This window comes from Promicromonospora sp. NPDC059942 (genome assembly GCF_042731755.1).
Classification (GTDB): Bacteria; Actinomycetota; Actinomycetes; order Actinomycetales; family Cellulomonadaceae; genus Promicromonospora.
The window spans coordinates 336,229-354,482 of the sequence record NZ_JBHWLR010000003.1; the positions used below are offsets into that span (position 1 = coordinate 336,229).

The following is an 18,254-nucleotide window of genomic DNA, read 5'->3' on the forward strand; positions in this document are numbered from 1 at the left end:
CCCGGCCCGGCCCGGCCCGGCAGAGAACCCAGCTCAGACCAGCGAGTCCTGCCACGCCTCGTGCAGCCGCGCGTACCGGCCGTCGCCGGCGATCAGCTCGGCGGGCGTGCCGTCCTCGACCACCCGGCCGTGCTCCATGACGAGCACCCGGTCGGCGATCGCCACCGTGGACAGCCGGTGGGCGATGATGATCGCCGTCCGGTCGGCCAGCAGGGTCTGCAGGCCCCGCTGCACGAGCCGCTCGCCCGGCATGTCGAGCGAGGACGTCGCCTCGTCGAGCACCAGGACCGCCGGGTCCGCGAGGAACGCCCGCGCGAACGACAGGAGCTGCCGCTGCCCGGCGGAGACCCGCCCGCCGCGCTTGTTCACGTCGGTGTCGTACCCGTCGGGCATCTCCATGACGAACTCGTGCGCTCCCACCGCGCGGGCCGCGGCCTCGATCTCGGCCTGGCTCGCGCCGGGCCGGCCGAGCGAGATGTTCTCGCGCACGGACCCGCTGAACAGGTACGCCTCCTGCGTCACCATGACGACGGCGCGCCGCAGGTCGGCCGAGGCCAGGTCGCGCACGTCGATGCCGTCGAGCCGTACCGCGCCGGTGGACGCGTCGTAGAACCGCGTCACCAGCTTCGCCACCGTCGACTTCCCGGCGCCGGTAGTGCCCACCACGGCCACGGTCTGGCCGGCCGGGATCGTGAGGTCCAGGTCGGGCAGCACGACGGGGCCGTCGCCGTACTGGAACCGCACGTGGTCCAGCCGCAGCTCGCCGCGGGCCCGCTCGCCCGTGGTCACGAGCGGCGTCGGGCGGGCGGGCTCGACGACGGTGGGCTCCTCGGCGAGCAGGCCCGAGACCTTCTCCAGCGCCGCCGTGGCGGACTGGAACGAGTTGTAGAACATGCCGAGCTGCTGCACGGGCTGGAAGAACCGCTTGCAGTACAGCAGCACGGCCGCGAGCACGCCCACCTCCATCGCCCCGTCCAGCACCCGCCAGCCGCCGACGGCGAGCGCCGCCACGACCGTCAGGTTGCCGATGAGGATCAGGCCCGGCTGGAACCGGCCGTTGACGCCGAAGATCTGCAGGTTGGCGTCGCGGTAGTCCTCGCCGAGCTTGCCGTAGTCCGCCTCGGTGGTGGGCTCGCGGCGGAACGCCTGCACGGCGCGCATGCCGGTCATCGTCTCGACGAACTTGACGATGAGGCGGGCGGACGCCGTCCGCTGCTCCCGGTAGTAGCGCTGCGACATCCGCTGGAACCAGCGGGTGAGCAGCCAGGCCGGGAGGAACGCGACGGCGAGCACGAGGCCGGAGCGCCAGTCGATGAGCAGCAGGCTGACGAAGGTGAAGACCATCAGCAGCAGGGAGGAGACGACGCCGGTGAGGCCGCCGTCGAGCAGCTCGCGCAGCGCCTCCAGGTCGGAGGTCTGCCGGGAGATGATGCGGCCCGAGGTGTAGGACTCGTGGAACTCGAGCGAGAGCCGCTGGGTCTGGCGGAACACGCGGCGGCGCAGGTCGAGCAGGACGGCCTGGGCGATGCGGGCCGCGGCTCGCACGTAGGCGCCGGCGGCGACGCCGCCGAGCACGGCCGCGACGAGGTACCCGGCGCCCGTCAGGACCAGGGGCGTGACCGAACCGTCCTGCAGGGCGGGCACGGCCTTGTCGATGGCCACGGCGACGAGCCACGGCCCGGCGACCTGGCCGAGCGTGGACGCGACCACGAGCACGGCGGCCCAGGCCAGGGCGCGCTTGTGGGGGCGCAGCAGGTCGCCGAGCAGCTGCATGGAGCGGCGCCGGACGGCCTGGGACGCGTCCTTGCCGAGGCGGGTCTCGTCGTCCGCGGCGGCGTCGGTGGGCCGACGGCGGCCTGCTGTCTCAGGGGTGGTCTGCGTGGTCGCGGTCATGACAGCGCCTCCTGGCTCTCGGGCTCGGCGTTCCGGGACTCGGCGTTTCGGGGCTCGGCGTTCTCGCCGTCGTGCGCCTCGTAGTCCTCCTCGAGGCTCGAGATGATGTACCGGTAGTGCGGGTCGGTGGCCAGCAGGTCGTGGTGCGTGCCGACGGCGGTGATGCGCCCGCCCTGCAGCACGGCCACCCGGTCCGCCAGGGCCACCGTCGAGGGGCGGTGCGCGATGATCAGGCTGGTCGTGTCCCGCAGCACGTCCCGCAGTCGGGCGGTGACGGCCTCCTCGGTGGTCACGTCCAGGGCGGACAGCGGGTCGTCGAGCACGAGCACGCGCGGCCGGGCGGCGATGGCACGGGCCAGGGCGAGGCGCTGACGCTGCCCGCCGGACAGCGACATGCCCTCCTCGCCGATGCGGGTGCCGACGCCGTCTGGCAGGTCCAGCACGAACTGGGCCTGGGCGACGTCGAGCGCCTGCGTCATGAGCGCCTCCCGCTCGGCCTCTGGCAGGTCGTCGGAGACGCCGAGCAGCACGTTGTCCCGGACGGAGGCGGAGAACAGGGTCGGGTCCTCGAAGGCGACGGCGACGCGCTCCCGCACCTGGGCGCGGGTCAGGTCGCGCACGTCGACGCCGTCCACCTCGACCACGCCCGCCGTCACGTCGAAGAGCCGGGGCGGGAGCATCGCCAGGGTGGACTTGCCGGAGCCGGTGAGGCCGACCAAGGCGGTCGTGGTGCCGGGCGGCAGCTCCAGGTCGACCTGGTCGAGCACGGGCCGTTCGGCGTCGTCGTACCGGAAGGTGACGTTCCGGAAGGCGACGTGCCCGCCCCCGCTGCCCTTAGCGGCCCGGGCGGTGCCGGTTGGCAGGTCAGCGGGCCGCGTCGGGTCCGTGAGCGGGTTGATCGTCTCGATCACCTCGAAGAACCGGTCGACGGCGGTGCGCGCGTTGAGCGTCATCGACAGGGTCATGCCGAGGTCGACGACCGGGCCGTTGATGACCGCGGTGGTGGTGAAGAACGCGACCAGGGCGCCGAGCGTCATGTCGCCCTGGGCCACCAGGTAGACGCCGACCACGAGCGCGACGCCCTGCGTCACCTCGGGGATCACGCGCAGCGCCGTGGTCAGGCCGGCGTCGGTCGTGGCCTTGCGGATCTCGGTCTCGCGCAGCTCGGACGCCTGGTCCGTGAACGAGTCCAGGGCGTCGGGGCCGCGGCCGAACGCCTTGAGCACGCGGATGCCGTGCACGGACTCCTCGACGGTGGTGGCGAGGTCGCCCGACTGGTCCTGCGAGAGCCGCGAGATCTTCCGGTACTTGCGGGAGAACCGGAAAGCCAGGATCGTCACCGGGATCGCGCCGCACAGGAAGATGATGCCCAGCCAGCCGCCCGTGGCGACGAGCAGGCCGACGCCGACGACGATGGTCACGAAGCTGACCACGAGCTGCAGGATGCCGAAGACGAGCCAGCGGCGCAGCAGGCCGAGGTCGCCCATGATGCGGCTGAGCAGCTGCCCGCCGGGCCAGCGGTCGTGGAACGCGACCGGGAGGTCCTGCAGGTGCTTGAACAGCGCCATGCGCATCACGGCCTCGACGCGCGTGCCGGGGAACATGACGAGCGTGCGGCGCAGCAGGATCAGGCCCGCCTCGCCCACGCCGAGCAGGGCCACGAGGACGACGGACCAGATCAGGCCCGTCCAGTCGTGCTCGCGCGCGCCCGCCGTGAGCGGACCGTCGGTGACCCACTGCAGCACGCGCGGGATGGCGAGCGCCATGAGGCTGGCGCCGAGGGAGGCGAGCAGGCCGCCGATCAGCCGCGGCATCGCGGGGCGGACGTAGGGGTACAGGCGGCGGATCGAGGCGAAGGTGCTGCGCTCGTCGCCGGGCGGACTGATGGGGTCAGAAGAAGGATCGGATCGATTCGAGCGTTGGTCTGTGGGAGGCATCACAACCATTATCCCGCCGGAGGCAAGTTGTTAGTTTCGGTAAGCACCTTCTTTCCCTGTGACCTGCACCACAGGCCCGCGGGCCTGGAAGTTGCGTCACCGTGCGGGTCAGCGCACCCGCACCGAGAGGCACGTGACGCAGCCCTCGAGCTTCTCGAACTCGGTGACCGGCGTGGTGAGCACCGTGAGCCCGCGCCCCCGCAGGAGCTGCGCGGTGGCCGGCGCGGACTCCGACAGCAGCACGGTCGTCGGGTCCAGGACGACGACGGCGGTGCCCTCCGCCTCCGGGACGGCCAGGAACGACTCGAACGCGCCCGGGTCGTCGACCAGCGGCTCGTACCCGATCACCGTGCCGTCCGGCAGGGCGGTCACGGCCGACTTGAGGTGCAGCGCCCGGGTCACCGGTACCTCCACGACGCGCCAGCCGCGGGGCTCCAGGAGCGCGCGGAGCTGCGCCGCGCCCTCGGCGTTCGTCCGCTCGGTGCGCCCGACGTAGACGGTGCGGCCGACCTTGAGGATGTCGCCGCCCTCCAGGGTGCCCGGCTCGGCGATCTCCGCGACCTCGCGGCCGGCCGCCTCGGCCACGGGCCGCATCGAGTCGATCTCGCCGCGCCGGGACAGGGCCCCGGGCCGGGTCAGGACCACCAGCCCACCGGCAGCGCCACCGGCAGAGCCGTCGAACACGACCACCGCGTCCTCGACGAACACGCCGTCCGGGTGGGCGTCGGCCGCGGGCAGCTCGCGCACCGCCCAGCCCAGGCCGCGGAACACGTCCACGTACCGGGCCCACTGCCGGGCGGCCAGGTCCGCGTCGACGGGGACGCGTTCGAGGTGCGTCAGCTCACCGTCGGCCAGGGCGGGCGACGGCGGGCGGACGAGCAGGGTGCGGTGCAGTTCCTCCGGGGCCGACGGGGCGGCGGGCTGTGCGGTGACCATCCCGCGACGCTACCGCCCCGGGCTGGACTTCGGGTTCACGGACTTTATCGGTCCTGCGCTATCGGTCCAGGTAGGCCATCCGCGCCGTCTTCGGCCCCTGGGGCGACTCGAACGACACCACCTCACCCGCGGTGAACCCCATCGCCAGCATGCGGCGCAGCGCCTTCTCGTTGTGCGCGTCCGGCTCCCCGACCACGCGGCGCGTTCCCGCCCCCGCGAAGAGGAAGCCGCGCATCGCGGGCCCGAGCACCGACCAGGCGTCCGCGGGTGCCCCCTGCCGGGCGACCGGGCCGCGGTTGCCCAGGAAGAAGTGCAGCCCGAGGTCACCCTCCCGCACGTCGTAGGCGGTGCCGATCGGGTCGTGCTCCGGGTGGTAGGCCTGCACGAGCACCACGGGCTCGCCGTCCCACCGCACGAGGTAGGCGTGGTGGGTCTCCAGGGAGTCCACGAACGCGTACGTGTCGCGCACCTCGTCGCGCGTGTGCTCCCCCATCCCCCAGAACGCCGCGCGCGGCCGGGTGAACCACCCGTGCAGCAGGTCGGCGTCGGCGTCCGGGTCCAGCACGTGCACGGTGACGACGCCGTCCGCGCCGAAGTCGCGGCGCCACACCTCCGCGCCGCGGGGCCCGTTCAGCAGCCGCAGGCTGGTGTCAGCGGGGCGCAGCCGGTCCCAGTCGGTGACGACGGCGGAGGTGCGGGCGTCGGCCCACGTGGCGTGCTGGTCGTCGAAGTGCGGGCTGCCCGGCCGCCCGTCGGCCCCGAACGGCACGCCCCACCGGCTGTTGGCGCGGTCCGACAGGTCCCAGACGTACCGCGCCACCGACGCCCGGTACGCGGTGGGCGCCACCCCGGGCGCGCCACCCGTGCAGCGCACCGTCTCGTTGTTGCCCGAGACCGGGGCGGGCGTCACGCCGAGCGGCCGGCCCGGCACGGCGGGCGCGCCCAGGTCCGGCACGGGCAGCAGCGGGGCGGGGACGTGCAGGTCGCCCCAGGGCTGGTCCATGAGCGCCACCTCGGCCAGCGCCGCGCTCGCCTCCGCGGCGGCGTCGATCCGCAGGCGCCGCCCGTCCGGACCTGCGACGACGAGCCAGTCGGCCGCCAGGATCCGCGCGAGCCCGGCCCCGACCGCCGTCGGGACGTCGAAGACGCCGCCGAGCACCGGCATGAGCGCCGGGTCCTGCCCGTGCGGCTCGTGCAGCGACGCGAACACGGGGTGCGCGGCGAGGCGGCGGGCCAGGGTGTCGCGCCAGCACATGTACAGGGCCGCGTCGGCGGAGGCGGCGTCCACGTGGGCGCCGTCGGCCACCCAGGCGCGCAGGCGGACTGCGGCCGGGGAGGCGTCGTCCGCCAGGTGCTCGACGAGCCCGGCGGCGCCGAGGTCGCGGGTGTCGCCGTGGATCCGGGCCTGCGTGGCGGGCGACTCCGGCGCGGTGGCCGCGGCGAGGAGCTGTCGGATGCGTTCCGCGCGGTACGGCGGGTAGGACCAGCCGAGGTCGTGCGCCTCGCGGCCGGGACGCAGGTCGCGCGGGCCGGAGCCCGGGCGACCGTCCTGGTCGGCGGGCCGCTGCGTCACGGGCCGCTCGTTCGCGTCGACGGCGACCTCGGTCACCAGGGCCGGCGCCGGGAGGTCCACGTAGCCGTCCGCAGGCTTGGCGGTCGGCAGCGCCCGCTCCGGCGCGCCGGCCGGCACGTCCGGGACCTTTCCCGCCGTCAGGCTCAGCACCTCGCCGGTGCTGTCCGCGGTCAGCACCCGGTTGACGGGGTCGACCCAGCCGCCGAACGCGTCGGCGACGTCCCGGGCGGTGCGGGCGTGCAGCAGCGCGCGCCACGCGCCCACGCCGACGTCGGACAGCTCGCGGCCCGGCCAGTGCAGGCGCCAGCCCTCGGGCCGGCCGCTGTCCGAGCCGTCGGACACGACCTCGACGTGGTGCGCCAGGGCGTTGGTGATGCCCCAGGCCACGGCCGACGCCGGACGCCCGCCCGACCCCGCCGCGCCGTCCACCGCGTGCCCGAAGTGCGGCACGCCGGGCACGCCCGGGAAGGCGAGGCCGACGACGTCGTAGGGCGCGGCGGGGTCGGTGCACGCCAGCCTGACCTGCTGGTACGGGCCCGGCAGCTCCAGGGTGCGGTGCGGGTCGCCCGCGACCAGCGGGCTGCCCGACTCCGTGAACCGGCCGTGCACCGCCCACGCGTTGGACCCGGAACCGCCGTCGGCCACGAACAGGCCCAGCACCCGGTCCAGCGGCACGCCCGGGACGTGCAGGTGCCGGGCGACGTGCGCCCGCCACAGGACGCCCGGGAACCCGTTGAACAGGACGTGGCTCGCCAGGAACACGCCGATCGGCGTCCACGGCGCCCAGGGCCGGAACGGCACCCCGGCCAGCTCCGGCACGTCCCGGCCGCCCGCCAGGAGCCCGGCGCTGACGCCGTCCGCGTACGCGGCCAGCCAGTCGCGCTCCGGCTGGGCCAGGGCGTCGTGGATCGCGCGCGCCGTGGCCGCCAGCCGCTCCCGCGCTGCGAACCGGTCCCACGACTCCCCCGCCGCGCCGGCGAGCTCGCCGAACCGCTCCTCGGCGCGCATCCGGTCCGCCTCGACCTGCAGCCCGCGGTCCTGGGCGGTCACCCAACCCTGGCCGTAGGCGAGCGCCGTCTCGGTCGCGGCCCGCACGTGCGGGATGCCGAGGTCGTCACGAAACAGGTCGAAGTCCACGTTCCCTATCATCTCTCCGGGTTCATCTTTCTCGGTTCATCTCTCTCGACGCCGCACGGGGTTCGCGAGCGTACCCGCGTAGATCAGCGACTCGGACTGGTTGGTCAGGTCCACCATCTGCAGGGTGTTGCGCAGCTGCAGCCGGTTGAGGCACGAGTGCGCGAACCGCGGCGCCCGCAGGTCGATCCCCGTCCGGGCCCGCACATCGGGGTGCTCGGCAGCGTGCCGGTCGATCGTCTCGGCGACCAGCGCCCAGAACCGGTCCTCGGCCAGCACGCCGTCCTCGGCGAGGATGCCCGCCAGGTGCCGCAGCACGCCGTCGAACACGTCGGTGAAGATCGCGAGCGCCTTCTCGTCGTCGTCCACGACGGACCGGATGCGCTCGACGCCGTCCGGCAGGGGGCCGTGGCCCAGCAGGGCGACCTCCTCGCCGATGTCCTTCATGATCGCGCGCTGCACCACGCCGTCGCGCAGCACCAGGATGAGGTTCTCGCCGTGCGGCATGAACGCGAGCTCGTAGCTCAGCAGGCAGTGCACCAGCGGGTAGACGTAGGCGTCGAGGTAGGCGCGCAGCCACTGCTCGGGCGCGACGCCGGACTCGCGGACCAGGCCCGTGGCGAACGACGCCCCGCCCGCGTCGCGGTGCAGCAGGCTCGCCATGGTCACGAGGCGTTCGCCGTCCGCCAGCCGGGGCACGGGCGACTCGCGCCACAGGGCGGCGAGCATCTTGCGGTGCGGGTTGGGCTGAGGCGTGCGGTGGTAGACGTCGCCCGTGTAACCCACCGAGGCGAGCTCGCGCAGCACGCCGAACCCGGCGCGGCGCAGGGTCTCGTCGCCGCCGACCAGGTCCGCGACCCAGTCGTTGATCGCCGGGGTGGCGCGCATGTAGGCCGGGGACAGCCCGCGCAGGAACCCCATGTTCTGGATCGCGAGCGCCACCTTGACGTAGTGCCGCTCGGGGCGCGTGCGGTTGAACATGGTGCGGATCGACTGCTGGGCCTGGTACTCGTCCGAGCCGGGGCCGAGCGGCACGAGGTCGCCGCGTGCGACGTCGGCCGCGAACGTGATCGCCACGCGGTGCTCCCACTGCCAGGGATGCACGGGCAGGTACAGGTAGTCGGCGGGGTCGAGGCCGCGGGCGGCGAGGCGGTCGGCGAAGGCGGCGCGCTCGGCGTCGGACAGCTCGCCCGGGGTGCCGGGACTGCCGTAGTGGCCGGCCTCGCTCTGGTCGGCCGCGAGCGCGAGGTGGGTGTGCTCGCGGCGCGCGGCGAGCCACAGCATGCGCAGCCGCCGGCCGCGCTCGGGCGCGTAGGCGCGGTAGTCGCGCAGGGAGAAGCCGATACGCCCGTTGTTCGCGACGAAGCTCGGGTGCCCCTCGGACATCGCGGCCTCGACCTGCTGGAACGCCTCCGCGGTGGCGTGCGCGCCGGACGCCGTCCGGGCCGCCTCCAGCAGGCCGCGCACCGAGGGCGTGGTGCCGTCGAGCTCGCGCTCCCGCTTGGCGGCCGCGCTGGCCAGAGTTGAGGACAGCTCCTCGAGGTAGGTCGCGAGCAGGGCGTCGGGTACCTGGAGCAGCGGCTGCAGCTCCGCGATCAGCTCCAGCGCGTCCACGGGCAGGACGACGGCGCCTCGCACGCCGGCGTCGGCCGTGCGGCTGATCGACGCCGGGTCGATCACCCAGTGCTCCAGGGCGTACCGGCGGGCGGTGAACCGGTAGGTGACGCCGTCGAGGTCGAGGCGGTAGGCGCCGGCCGTGCCTTCGTCCGATGCGGCGTCGCTCTCCGGCGCGAACAGCCGCTCGTGGGCGAGCTCCGCGAGGGCCTTGGCGGCCAGGTGCCGGTGGGCGTGCTCCATGTGCTCCGCCGTGAGGTGCGTGGCGACCATGGGGTCGGGCCGATGGGTCGCGGGCTCCCTGCCGGGCGCGAACCCGTCCCCGAGGGCGGACGCCGCGAAGTCCTCGCGGGTCGCGACGCTCAGGGCGGCGCGCTTGGCGTGCACGCCGCGGCCCAGGTCCACCTCGCGCAGCACGCGGAACCCGGCTGCCGCGTTCTTGGCGGCGATCTTCCGGTTGCCGACGTCGGGCTCGACGACGACGCGCGTGGCGCCGCGGCCGGCCGCCGGGTCCGTGCCGATGCCGGATCCCGACAGGCAGAACCGCATCACCGCCGTCATCACGGCGTCGGTCAGCCCGTGCCGCGGCGTCGCGGGCGGGGCCACGAGCAGGTGCATGCCGAGGTCGCCGGGCTGCGTGTCGTGGACGCCGTCGAGCAGCAGGCGCGGGTCGTACGTCTCCGTGAGGAAGACGGGCTCGCCGTCGAGGCGGCCGAGCCAGGCGTCCTCGCCGGGGCGGCCCTGGATGCCGGCCAGGTACTCGCGCACGTCGTCGACGTGCAGCTCGCTCATCTGCCAGAACGCCGACGCCGGGTGCGCCAGCCAGCGCTGCACCAGCTCGGCGTCGCGCACCGGGTCGACGGGTTCGAGCGTCACCTCGCCGAGACGGGTCGTGGTCGCGAACGTGTGGACCGTCGTCGGGGCGCTCACCGGGCGGCCTCCATCTCGTTGTCGGTCTGTCGGTCGGTCGGGTGCGTAGTGCTGGGTCCCGGCCCGTCCCCGCCGTCGGGCAGGCCGAACTGCTGGAAGGCGATGCGGCGCTCGATCGGGTACGGCTCGCGGCCCGTGACGTTCGCGAGGATCACGGAGTTGCGCCAGGCGCCGAAGCCGAGGTCGGGGGCCGTGACGCCGTGGGTGTGCTCCTCGCCGTTGACCACGTGGATGCGCCCGTCGTCGTCCACGGTGTAGTCGCGGCGCACGGCGTAACGGCCGCGCGCGTCGAGGTCGACCAGGCCGGGCGCCAGGAAGGCGGGGACCGCGGCGGCGTAGCCCGTGGCGGCGACGATCGCGCGGGTGCGGTGCTCCGCCGTCGTGCCGAGCTGGGCGTGGCGCAGGGTGAGCACGTACTCGCCGGCGCCGTCGAGGCCGTCGGGGCCGGTGCCCGCAGGCTCGAACCGCGCCGCGACCACCTCCGTGTCGGACAGCAGCGTCGTCGGCACCTCTACGCCCAGCGCGGACTTGCGGTACAGGGTGTCGTAGATGTCGTCGATCAGGTCGCCGCTGATGCCCTTGTAGAGGTTGCGCTGCTCGCGACCCAGCACGTCGCGCTGCTCGATCGGCAGCGACACGTAGTGGTCGGTGTACTCGGGCGACGTCATCTCGAGCGTCAGCTTCGTGTACTCCATCGGGAAGAACCGCGGCGAGCGCGTCACCCAGTCCACGCGGTGCTCCCCCGGCCCGGTGCCGCAGCCCTCCAGCAGGTCGCGGTACACCTCGGCCGCGGACTGCCCGCTGCCGACCACCGTGACCGAGCCGGCCGCGGCGAGCTCCGCTCGGCGCGGCAGGTAGTCGCTCGTGTGCACCACGGGGCCGGCCGTGCCGCCGGGACCCTCCTCCAGGGCAGCGAGGAAGGCGGGCAGCCGCGGCTGGGTGCCGGTGCCCAGCACGAGGTGCTTGGCACAGTATTTCTCGACGCCGTGAGCGGTCTCCGCCGTCACCTCGAACAGGTAGTCACCTTCGCCGGACGGCCCGCCTGCTCCGGCGGACAGGTCGGCGACCCGCACCACGCTGGTGACACGCCGACCCCAGCGCAGCGTCGGGAGCTGCTCGGCCACCCAGCGGCAGTACTGGTCGTACTCGGCACGCAGCGGGTAGAACGACTCGCGGATGTAGAACGGGTACAGCCGCCCCGTCGCCTTGAGCCACGCCAGGAACGAGTACGGCGACGTCGGGTCGGCCATCGTCACCAGGTCGGCCAGGAACGGGACCTGCAGCGTGGTGCCCTCGATGAGCATCCCCGCGTGCCAGGAGAAGCCGTCGCGCTGGTCCAGGAAGACGGCGTCGACGTCGGGAAGGGGCTGCGCGAGCGCCGCGAGGCCCAGGTCGAACGGGCCGATGCCGATGCCGAGCAGGTCGTGGACCTTCATCTGTTCCGTGCTCGTCTGTTCCGTCTGTTCCTTGCTCATCGCGTCTCCCCCTCGCCGCGCGCCAGCCGCGGGTGCACGTCCCGGCACGGCGGCTCGTCCGTGTCCGCGAGCGCCTCCCCCGCGAGCAGCCCGTGGGCGGCGGAGCGGACGAGTTCCAGGACGCCGCGGATGTCGGCGAGCGTGGCGTCGGGGTTGAGCAGGGTGAGCTTGAGGCAGGGGCGGCCGTCGATCACGGTCTTGGCGACCAGGGCACGGCCGGAGTCGAACAGGACGCGCCGCACCTGGGGCACGAGCGCGTCGGCGCGCTCGGGGTCGAGGCCCTCGGGCTCGTAGCGGAACAGGACGGTGGACAGGTCGGTGCCCCCCACCAGGCGGAAGTCGGGGTCTCCGGCGAGGTCCTGGTGCACGGCGGCGGCCAGGTCGCAGACGGCGTCCACCAGGGCGCCGACGCCGTCCGCCCCGAGCGCGCGCAGCGTGACCCAGAGCTTGAGCGCGTCGAAGCGGCGCGTGGTCTGCAGGGACTTGTCGACCTGATTGGGGTCGGGGGTCGGTTCCCCGGACTCCTGCGCCGGGTTGAGGTAGTCGGCGTGCCAGGCCACGGGGGCGAGGTCGGGCTGCTCGCGCACGATCAGGGCGCTGGAGGAGACGGGCTGGAAGAACGACTTGTGGAAGTCGACGGTGACGCTGCGGGCGCGCTCGATGCCGTCGAGCAGGTGCCGGCGCGTGGGGCTGACCAGCAGGCCGCAGCCGTAGGCGGCGTCGACGTGCAGCCAGGTGCCGACGGCGTCGCACAGGTCGGCGATCGGGACCAGCGGGTCGATACGGCCGCGGTCGGTGGTGCCGGCGGTCGCGACGACGGCGACCACCGTGTCGCCCGTGCGCTCGATGTCGACGAGGGTCTGGCCGAGGGCGTCCGGGCTCATCCGGCCCTCGGCGTCGGTGCCCACCTCGACCACGGCGTCGTGCGGCAGGCCCAGCAGCAGCGCGGACTTGGCGACGCTGAAGTGGCTCGCGCCCGTGGCGAGGATCCGCATGGCCTCCAGGCGGACGCCGTCGCGGCGGGCGCGCTCCCGGGCCAGGAACAGGGCCTGGAAGTTGGACTGGGTGCCGCCCGAGGTGAAGATGCCGTCTGCGCCGCCGCCGTCCCCGTCCCCACCCCCGTCTCCAGGCAGGGCGAAGCCGATGCGGCCCGCCGTCCACTCGACCAGGCGCCGCTCCATGAGGGTGGCGACCGTGGACTGGTCGTAGGTGTCGACCGAGGTGTTGATCGCGGCGAGCATCGTCTCCGCGCCGACGGCGGGCAGCACGACCGGGCAGTTGAGGTGCGCGGCGTAGGTGGGTTCGTGGAACCAGATCGCATGCTGCGCGTACAGGTCCGCGGCCTCGCGCAGCGCCGCCTGGGTGCCCGAGGGCGGGCCGTCCAGGTCGACGGCGTCCACCAGACCCTGCAGCTCGGAGCGGCTCGCGCCCGAGAAAGGCTGGCTCACGGACGCGAGCCGGAGGGCGATGTCGTCAGCGACCGCGCGGACGGTGTCCGCATAGGTGCTCGCGGTGGCCCCGCGCAGCAGCGCGGTCGTGTCGTGGCTCGAACCCGAGGGAGCGGTGGGCACTGGCTGCGTCACTGCGGGCAGGTGTGAGGGCATGCGGAAGGCTCCTCGTGCAGGCGAAAGGAACGCCGCCCGGACCGGACGGCGTGGCGCGACTTAGGTTTGCCTGACCTAACTTAATCCTTCGGGCACCCGCGTCAAGCCACGCGGGGAACCCGGTACGTGGCGCCCGTCACTCCGCCGGCGGCACGACCGCCACCGGGCAGGGGGCGTGGTAGATCAGCGCCTGGCTGGTGGAGCCCAGCAGCAGGCCACGAAACCCGCCGCGCCCGCGGGACCCCACCACGACGAGCTGGGCGCCCTGGGCCCGGTCGAGCAGGGCGGCGGTGGGCCCGTCCGGGGCGACGACCCGCTCGACGCGGACGTCCGGGTGGTCCGCCCGGGCGTCGGCGAGCCAGCGGCCCAGGGCCTGGGCGCCGTGCTCCTGCACGTCCTGATCCTGCACGGCCTGATCCTGCACGGCCTGGCCCGGGGACTCCCGTCGGCCGAGGGCCGGCGCCGGTGCGTCGCGCCATGCGTGCACGGCGACCAGGGGTGCGCCGCGCAGGGCCGCGGCGTCGAAGGCGAAACGGATCGCCTCCCGACTCGTGGGCGACCCGTCGACGCCGACCACCACCGGTCCCTCCTGGGCGGACGCCGCGCCCTGGCCGCGCACCACCACGACCGGGCAGTGCCCGTGCGTGGCCACGGCCACCGCGATGGAGCCCACCAGCAGCCCGGTGAACCCGCCGAGCCCGCGCGAGCCGAGCACGACCAGTCCGGCCGTCGCCGACCTGCCCACGAGCTGCCCCGCCACCGAGCCGATGGCCAGCCGCGTGGTGACCGGGACGTCGGGCGCCTCCCGCGCGGCCGCCGCGGCGGCGTCGTCGAGCCACTGCGTGCCCTGTGCGATCAGCGCGTCCTCGTACGACCCGAGCATGGCGGCATGCGGGACACCCGGAGGAACCGGCGTCCACACGCTGACGAGGACCAGCGGCGCACCGCGCCGGGCGGCCTCGCGCGCTGCCCAGCGCACGGCCTCCGTGGCCGAGTCCGAGCCGTCCACGCCCACCAGGACCGGGAGGTCTCTCGTCTCGCTCATACGCGCCATCGTGACACCGGATCGCGGTCCGGGCAGGTCAGGGAAGGGCTCCCGCCACGACCAGCGCCGCGGGAGCGAGCGCACTCTCGCCGTCCTCGAGGTCCCACAGCGCGTTCTGGAGCAGCCGCCCGAGCGTCCAGCCGGACGCCCGCTCTCGGTCGAGCTCGAGCACCTCCGTGAGCTGGTCGAACCTCCGGCGCACCACACGCCCGGGGTCACCGCCGGCGACGACGTCGCCCCACCGGCTGTCCAGCGCCGGCCACAGGTCGAAGCCGGGGTCACCCACGAGCGGCTCCGGGTCGATCGCGAGCCACGGCTCCCGCTGGGCGGCGAGGACGTTGTCGTGGTGCAGGTCCCAGTGCAGCATCCGGTCGCCGGGTTCGCCCACCAGCTCCGCCACGACCGCGGCCCAGTCCCGCAGGACACGCCGCTCGGCCGGATCGGCCAGACCGGCGACGGCTCGCGGGACCTGCTCCAGCATCGTCGCGGCGACGTCGCCAAGATGCGGCAGGCCGGGCGCCGCCGGGACCGCGAGCAGCCGCGCGTGCAGCTCGCCGAGGACCTGCGTCGCCACGGCGTCGTCCTCGACCGAGGCGAGCGTGCGGGCGCCGTCCAGACGCTCCAGCAGCATCGTGCCGGTGGCGGGATCGTGGTCGAGCAGCCGCACCATCCCCCGCCCGTCCCAGGCCCGCAGCCCGGCCAGCGCGGCGGCGGTCTCGGCGCGGGGCAGCTGCAGCCTGACGACGGCGCCCGCGCCGTCCTTCCCGACGACGGGCACCACGAGCGACGCCGCTCCCGAGCGGGGCGGGCCGTCCCGCCGCAGCTCCCAGCGGTCCAGCACCTCGGCGACCAGGGCCGGGAGCGCCGCGATCCATGCCCGGCCCGCCTCCCCGAAGCTCCTGGTGTACGACGCCACGAGGGCCGGCGGGATCTCGACCCCCTGCGCCGGGCTCACCTCCTCTGCCGGGCTCAACTCCTGCGCCGGGCTCACGCAGCCCCCACCGCCATCCCGCGCCACGCGACCCGGATGCCCTCGCGGCAGCGGGCCAGCGCCTCCGGGTCGTCCAGGGTCACCCCGCGCACCACGAACTGGTAGTAGAAGACCCCGTTGACCAGGTCGATGCAGGCGTCGACGTCGATGTCCGGGCGCAGCACGCCGCGCTCGATCCCGGCCCGCAGCACCGCCACCATGCCACCGCGCCGCCGCGAGACGTGCGAGCGCCAGTACGCCTGGGCGAGCTTGCGGTCCGTCATCGCCAGCCGCATGCGCAGCCGGAACCGCTCCTCGGAGTAGGTCTCGCGCGTCGCGGAGGACGACATGCCGGCGGACGACACCGTGTACGCGTCGAGCACGTTCTGCAGGAGGTCGCCCTCCAGCGGGATGGTGTGCGGCGCGCGGCCCCGGTCCAGGGCCGTGGCGACCAGGTCGGTCATGCTGGGCCATCGCCGGTAGATCGCCGCGCGGCTGACGCCGCTGCGCTCCACGACCCGGCTCACCGTGATCTCCTCGCCGCGCTCCAGGAGCTCGACGGCGGCGTCCACGATCCGCTCGTCGTGCCCCTGGGCGCGCGGACGGCCGGGGCCGCGCGGGATGTCGTCAGCCACCTACGCGGTGCCCGTCGCCGTGCCCGGCGCAGTGCCCGTGCCGGAACCCGCGAGCGCCCGGGACCGCAGCTGGGCGACGAGCCCGTCGGTGAGCCCCGCGGCGCGCAGCGGCGCCAGCGGGTCGCCGTGCCGCTCGGTGAGCGCCGCGAACAGCTCGTGCATGGGCGCTGGCGAGAACTCCGTGCTGACGGCGGCCAGGGCCGCGGCGTCCAGCTCGATGCCGAACCGGCTCATCAGCGGCCGCATCACGGGCGAGATGCGCGCCATGATCGCGGCGGAGTTCTCGCCGGTGCGCACGTAGTCGGCCACGATGTGGTCCTGGTCGGCGCCGAGCGCGAGCAGCAGCGACGCGGCGAGGACGCCGGTGCGGTCCTGGCCGGCGGCGCAGTGGAAGGCGACGGTGCCTGGCGCGTGGGCGATGATCGCGAGGGCCGTGACGATCTGCGGGGAGGCGCCCTCGTACATCCGCAGGTACATCCGGCCGAACCTGGTCTGGTCCATCATCTCGGCGGCCATCTCCGTGGAACGGGCCAGGTGCGCCCCGGCGTCGCCGGCGGCCGCGCCGATGTCGGCCAGCAGCGGCACGTGGTGGTAGCTCACGTTCGAGTGCGTGCCGAGCGGGCCGCGGCCGGTCACGCCGAGCTCGTCGGTCGAGCGCAGGTCGATGATCGCCCGCACGCCGCCGTCGACCAGGCCGCGGGCGACGTCGTCCGTCACGAGGGCGAGGTCGTCGGCACGGAGGGCGAAGCCCTCCCTGACGACGCCGCCCGCGACGGGGATGCCGCCCAGGTCGCGCAGGTTGACGGGGGCGCTGAGCGTGAGCGCGGGGGTGGTGGTCATGTGATCTTCCTTCGGATGACGGCGCTGGCCTGGTCGATGACCGTGACCAGCACGATGATGCAGATGACTATCGCGCTGAGATGACCGTAGTCGTACATGCGCATGGCCGTGGTCAGCTCCAGGCCGATGCCGCCGGCGCCGACCAGGCCGAGGATGGTCGCGCCGCGCACGTTGCCCTCGAAGAGCAGCAGCGTGTACGACACCAGCAGCGGCCCGGCCTGGGGCAGCACCCCGTACTGGACGACCTGCCGCCGGGAGGCGCCGACCGCGCGCACGGCGGTCACCGGGCCGTCGTCGACGGCCTCCATGGCTTCCGCGAAGACCTTGCCGATGGAGCCGATCGAGCCGACGGTCATGGCGAGGATGCCGGCGAACGGCCCCAGCCCCACGGCGGAGACGAACATCAGGGCGAACACGAGGTCGGGCAGGGAGCGGATCACGTTCATGACCCACCGCGTCGGGTAGTACAGCCAGCGCGGGGCGATGTTCGACGCCGCGCCGAAGGCGACCACCAGCGAGAGGACCGCGCCGAGCACGGTGCCCACGATCGCCATCTGCAGCGTCTCCACCAGCAGCTCGACGATGGTGCCGAACTTGTCCCAGGTGGGCGGGACGAGCCGCAGCAGGAAGTCGCCCATGTTCACGGTGCCCTCGCCGAGCTTCGCGAAGTCGAACTCCGCGCCGACGAACGACCACACCAGCAGGACGGCGGCGACGGGCAGGCCGAGCAGGAACCGCGCGCGGGGCACGTTCACCGCACGCTCCAGGCGGGCGCGGGTGCGCGGGTCGAGCTGCGGCTCCGGCGTGGACCGGCTGCTCCGGGCACGCCGGGGCGCGGCCGGGGCCGCGGGATCAGACGAGATCATCGACACGGTGGGGCTCCTTCCTGTCGTCGTGGTCGTGTGCCTCGTCGTCGTGAGCCCCGTCGTCGTAGAGCACGTCGAGCGCCGCAGCGTCGAGCCGGTCGGTCGGCGCCGAGACGAGCACCTTGCCGTGCCGCAGGCCCACGATGCGGTCGGAGTGCTCCAGCGCGAGCGGCAGCACGTGCAGGCTCACAAGCACGGGGATCCCGTCCTGGTGCGCGATCGCGCGCAGCAGGTCCAGCACGGCGTGCGACATCCTCGGGTCGAGCGAGGCGACGGGTTCGTCGGCGAGGATGATCCGCGGCTCCTGCATGAGCGCGCGGGCGATCGCGACGCGCTGCTGCTGCCCGCCCGAGAGGGAGCGCGCCTGCTCGGTGGCCTTGTGGGCGATGCCGACGCGGTCGAGCAGCTCCAGTGCGCGCCGGCGGTGCGCGCCGGAGAACCCGCCGGCGAGGTTGAGCGGGCCGGCGTCGTGCAGCGCTCCGGTCAGCACGTTGGTGAGCACGCTGAGCCGGCCGACGAGGTTGAACTGCTGGAACACCTGGCCGGCCGAAGCGCGCACGTCGCGCAGCCGGCGGCGCGGGAGGCGCGTCAGGTCGTGCCCGACGACGTGCGCCGATCCGCCGGTGATCGGCGCGAAGCCCGTGAGGCTGCGCATCAGGGTCGACTTGCCGGAGCCGGACGAGCCGAGGAGCGCGACCATCTCGCCCGGGAACAGGTCGAGATCGACGCCGTCGAGCACGAGGGGGCCGTCGCCGTAGGCGACGCGCAGGTCGCGCACCGAGACGAGTGCTGGGCCGGTCAT

At 74.2% G+C, this 18,254-nt stretch carries 13 protein-coding genes; all 13 read right to left on the bottom strand.

Annotated features, from left to right (window positions below; genetic code table 11):
- Window positions 1–33: 33 nt before the first annotated feature.
- Window positions 34–1,893, bottom strand: coding sequence for an ABC transporter ATP-binding protein (locus ACFV9Q_RS06620; RefSeq protein WP_377233707.1), 1,860 nt, complete (start codon window positions 1,891–1,893; stop codon window positions 34–36).
- A complete protein-coding gene (locus ACFV9Q_RS06625) occupies window positions 1,890–3,830 on the bottom strand; it encodes an ABC transporter ATP-binding protein (RefSeq protein WP_377233708.1) in 1,941 nt (646 codons plus the stop codon). The genes ACFV9Q_RS06620 and ACFV9Q_RS06625 overlap by 4 nt, the downstream gene beginning before the upstream one ends.
- Before the next feature lie 108 nt (window positions 3,831–3,938).
- Window positions 3,939–4,766 (bottom strand): dimethylargininase, encoded by an 828-nt coding sequence (ddaH, locus tag ACFV9Q_RS06630; protein ID WP_377233709.1) that lies wholly within the window; start codon window positions 4,764–4,766, stop codon window positions 3,939–3,941.
- A gap of 58 nt (window positions 4,767–4,824) precedes the next feature.
- On the bottom strand, window positions 4,825–7,476 hold the full coding sequence (locus ACFV9Q_RS06635) for a GNAT family N-acetyltransferase (RefSeq protein ID WP_377233710.1): 2,652 nt from the start codon (window positions 7,474–7,476) through the stop codon (window positions 4,825–4,827).
- A gap of 36 nt (window positions 7,477–7,512) precedes the next feature.
- The gene (locus ACFV9Q_RS06640; protein ID WP_377233711.1) at window positions 7,513–10,017 is read right to left on the bottom strand and encodes a GNAT family N-acetyltransferase; all 2,505 of its coding nucleotides are present in this window, start codon (window positions 10,015–10,017) and stop codon (window positions 7,513–7,515) included.
- Complete coding sequence (locus ACFV9Q_RS06645; RefSeq protein ID WP_377233712.1) at window positions 10,014–11,492, bottom strand: lysine N(6)-hydroxylase/L-ornithine N(5)-oxygenase family protein; 1,479 nt, start codon at window positions 11,490–11,492, stop codon at window positions 10,014–10,016. Before ACFV9Q_RS06645 ends, ACFV9Q_RS06640 begins: the two co-directional genes overlap by 4 nt.
- Window positions 11,489–13,096: a pyridoxal phosphate-dependent decarboxylase family protein gene (locus ACFV9Q_RS06650; protein ID WP_377233713.1), complete on the bottom strand. Its 1,608-nt coding sequence runs from the start codon at window positions 13,094–13,096 to the stop codon at window positions 11,489–11,491. Before ACFV9Q_RS06650 ends, ACFV9Q_RS06645 begins: the two co-directional genes overlap by 4 nt.
- A gap of 136 nt (window positions 13,097–13,232) precedes the next feature.
- Window positions 13,233–14,141, bottom strand: coding sequence for a universal stress protein (locus ACFV9Q_RS06655; RefSeq protein WP_377233714.1), 909 nt, complete (start codon window positions 14,139–14,141; stop codon window positions 13,233–13,235).
- 37 nt (window positions 14,142–14,178) lie between these two features.
- Window positions 14,179–15,096, bottom strand: coding sequence for an aminoglycoside phosphotransferase family protein (locus ACFV9Q_RS06660; protein ID WP_377233850.1), 918 nt, complete (start codon window positions 15,094–15,096; stop codon window positions 14,179–14,181).
- A gap of 32 nt (window positions 15,097–15,128) precedes the next feature.
- Complete coding sequence (locus ACFV9Q_RS06665) at window positions 15,129–15,746, bottom strand: TetR/AcrR family transcriptional regulator (protein WP_377233715.1); 618 nt, start codon at window positions 15,744–15,746, stop codon at window positions 15,129–15,131.
- Complete coding sequence (locus tag ACFV9Q_RS06670) at window positions 15,747–16,586, bottom strand: tyrosine-protein phosphatase (protein ID WP_377233716.1); 840 nt, start codon at window positions 16,584–16,586, stop codon at window positions 15,747–15,749.
- On the bottom strand, window positions 16,583–17,452 hold the full coding sequence (gene phnE / locus ACFV9Q_RS06675; protein WP_377233851.1) for a phosphonate ABC transporter, permease protein PhnE: 870 nt from the start codon (window positions 17,450–17,452) through the stop codon (window positions 16,583–16,585). The genes ACFV9Q_RS06670 and phnE overlap by 4 nt, the downstream gene beginning before the upstream one ends.
- Window positions 17,439–18,254 carry a phosphonate ABC transporter ATP-binding protein gene (locus ACFV9Q_RS06680; RefSeq protein WP_377233717.1) on the bottom strand — a complete coding sequence of 272 codons (816 nt, stop codon included), beginning with the start codon at window positions 18,252–18,254 and terminating at the stop codon, window positions 17,439–17,441. Before ACFV9Q_RS06680 ends, phnE begins: the two co-directional genes overlap by 14 nt.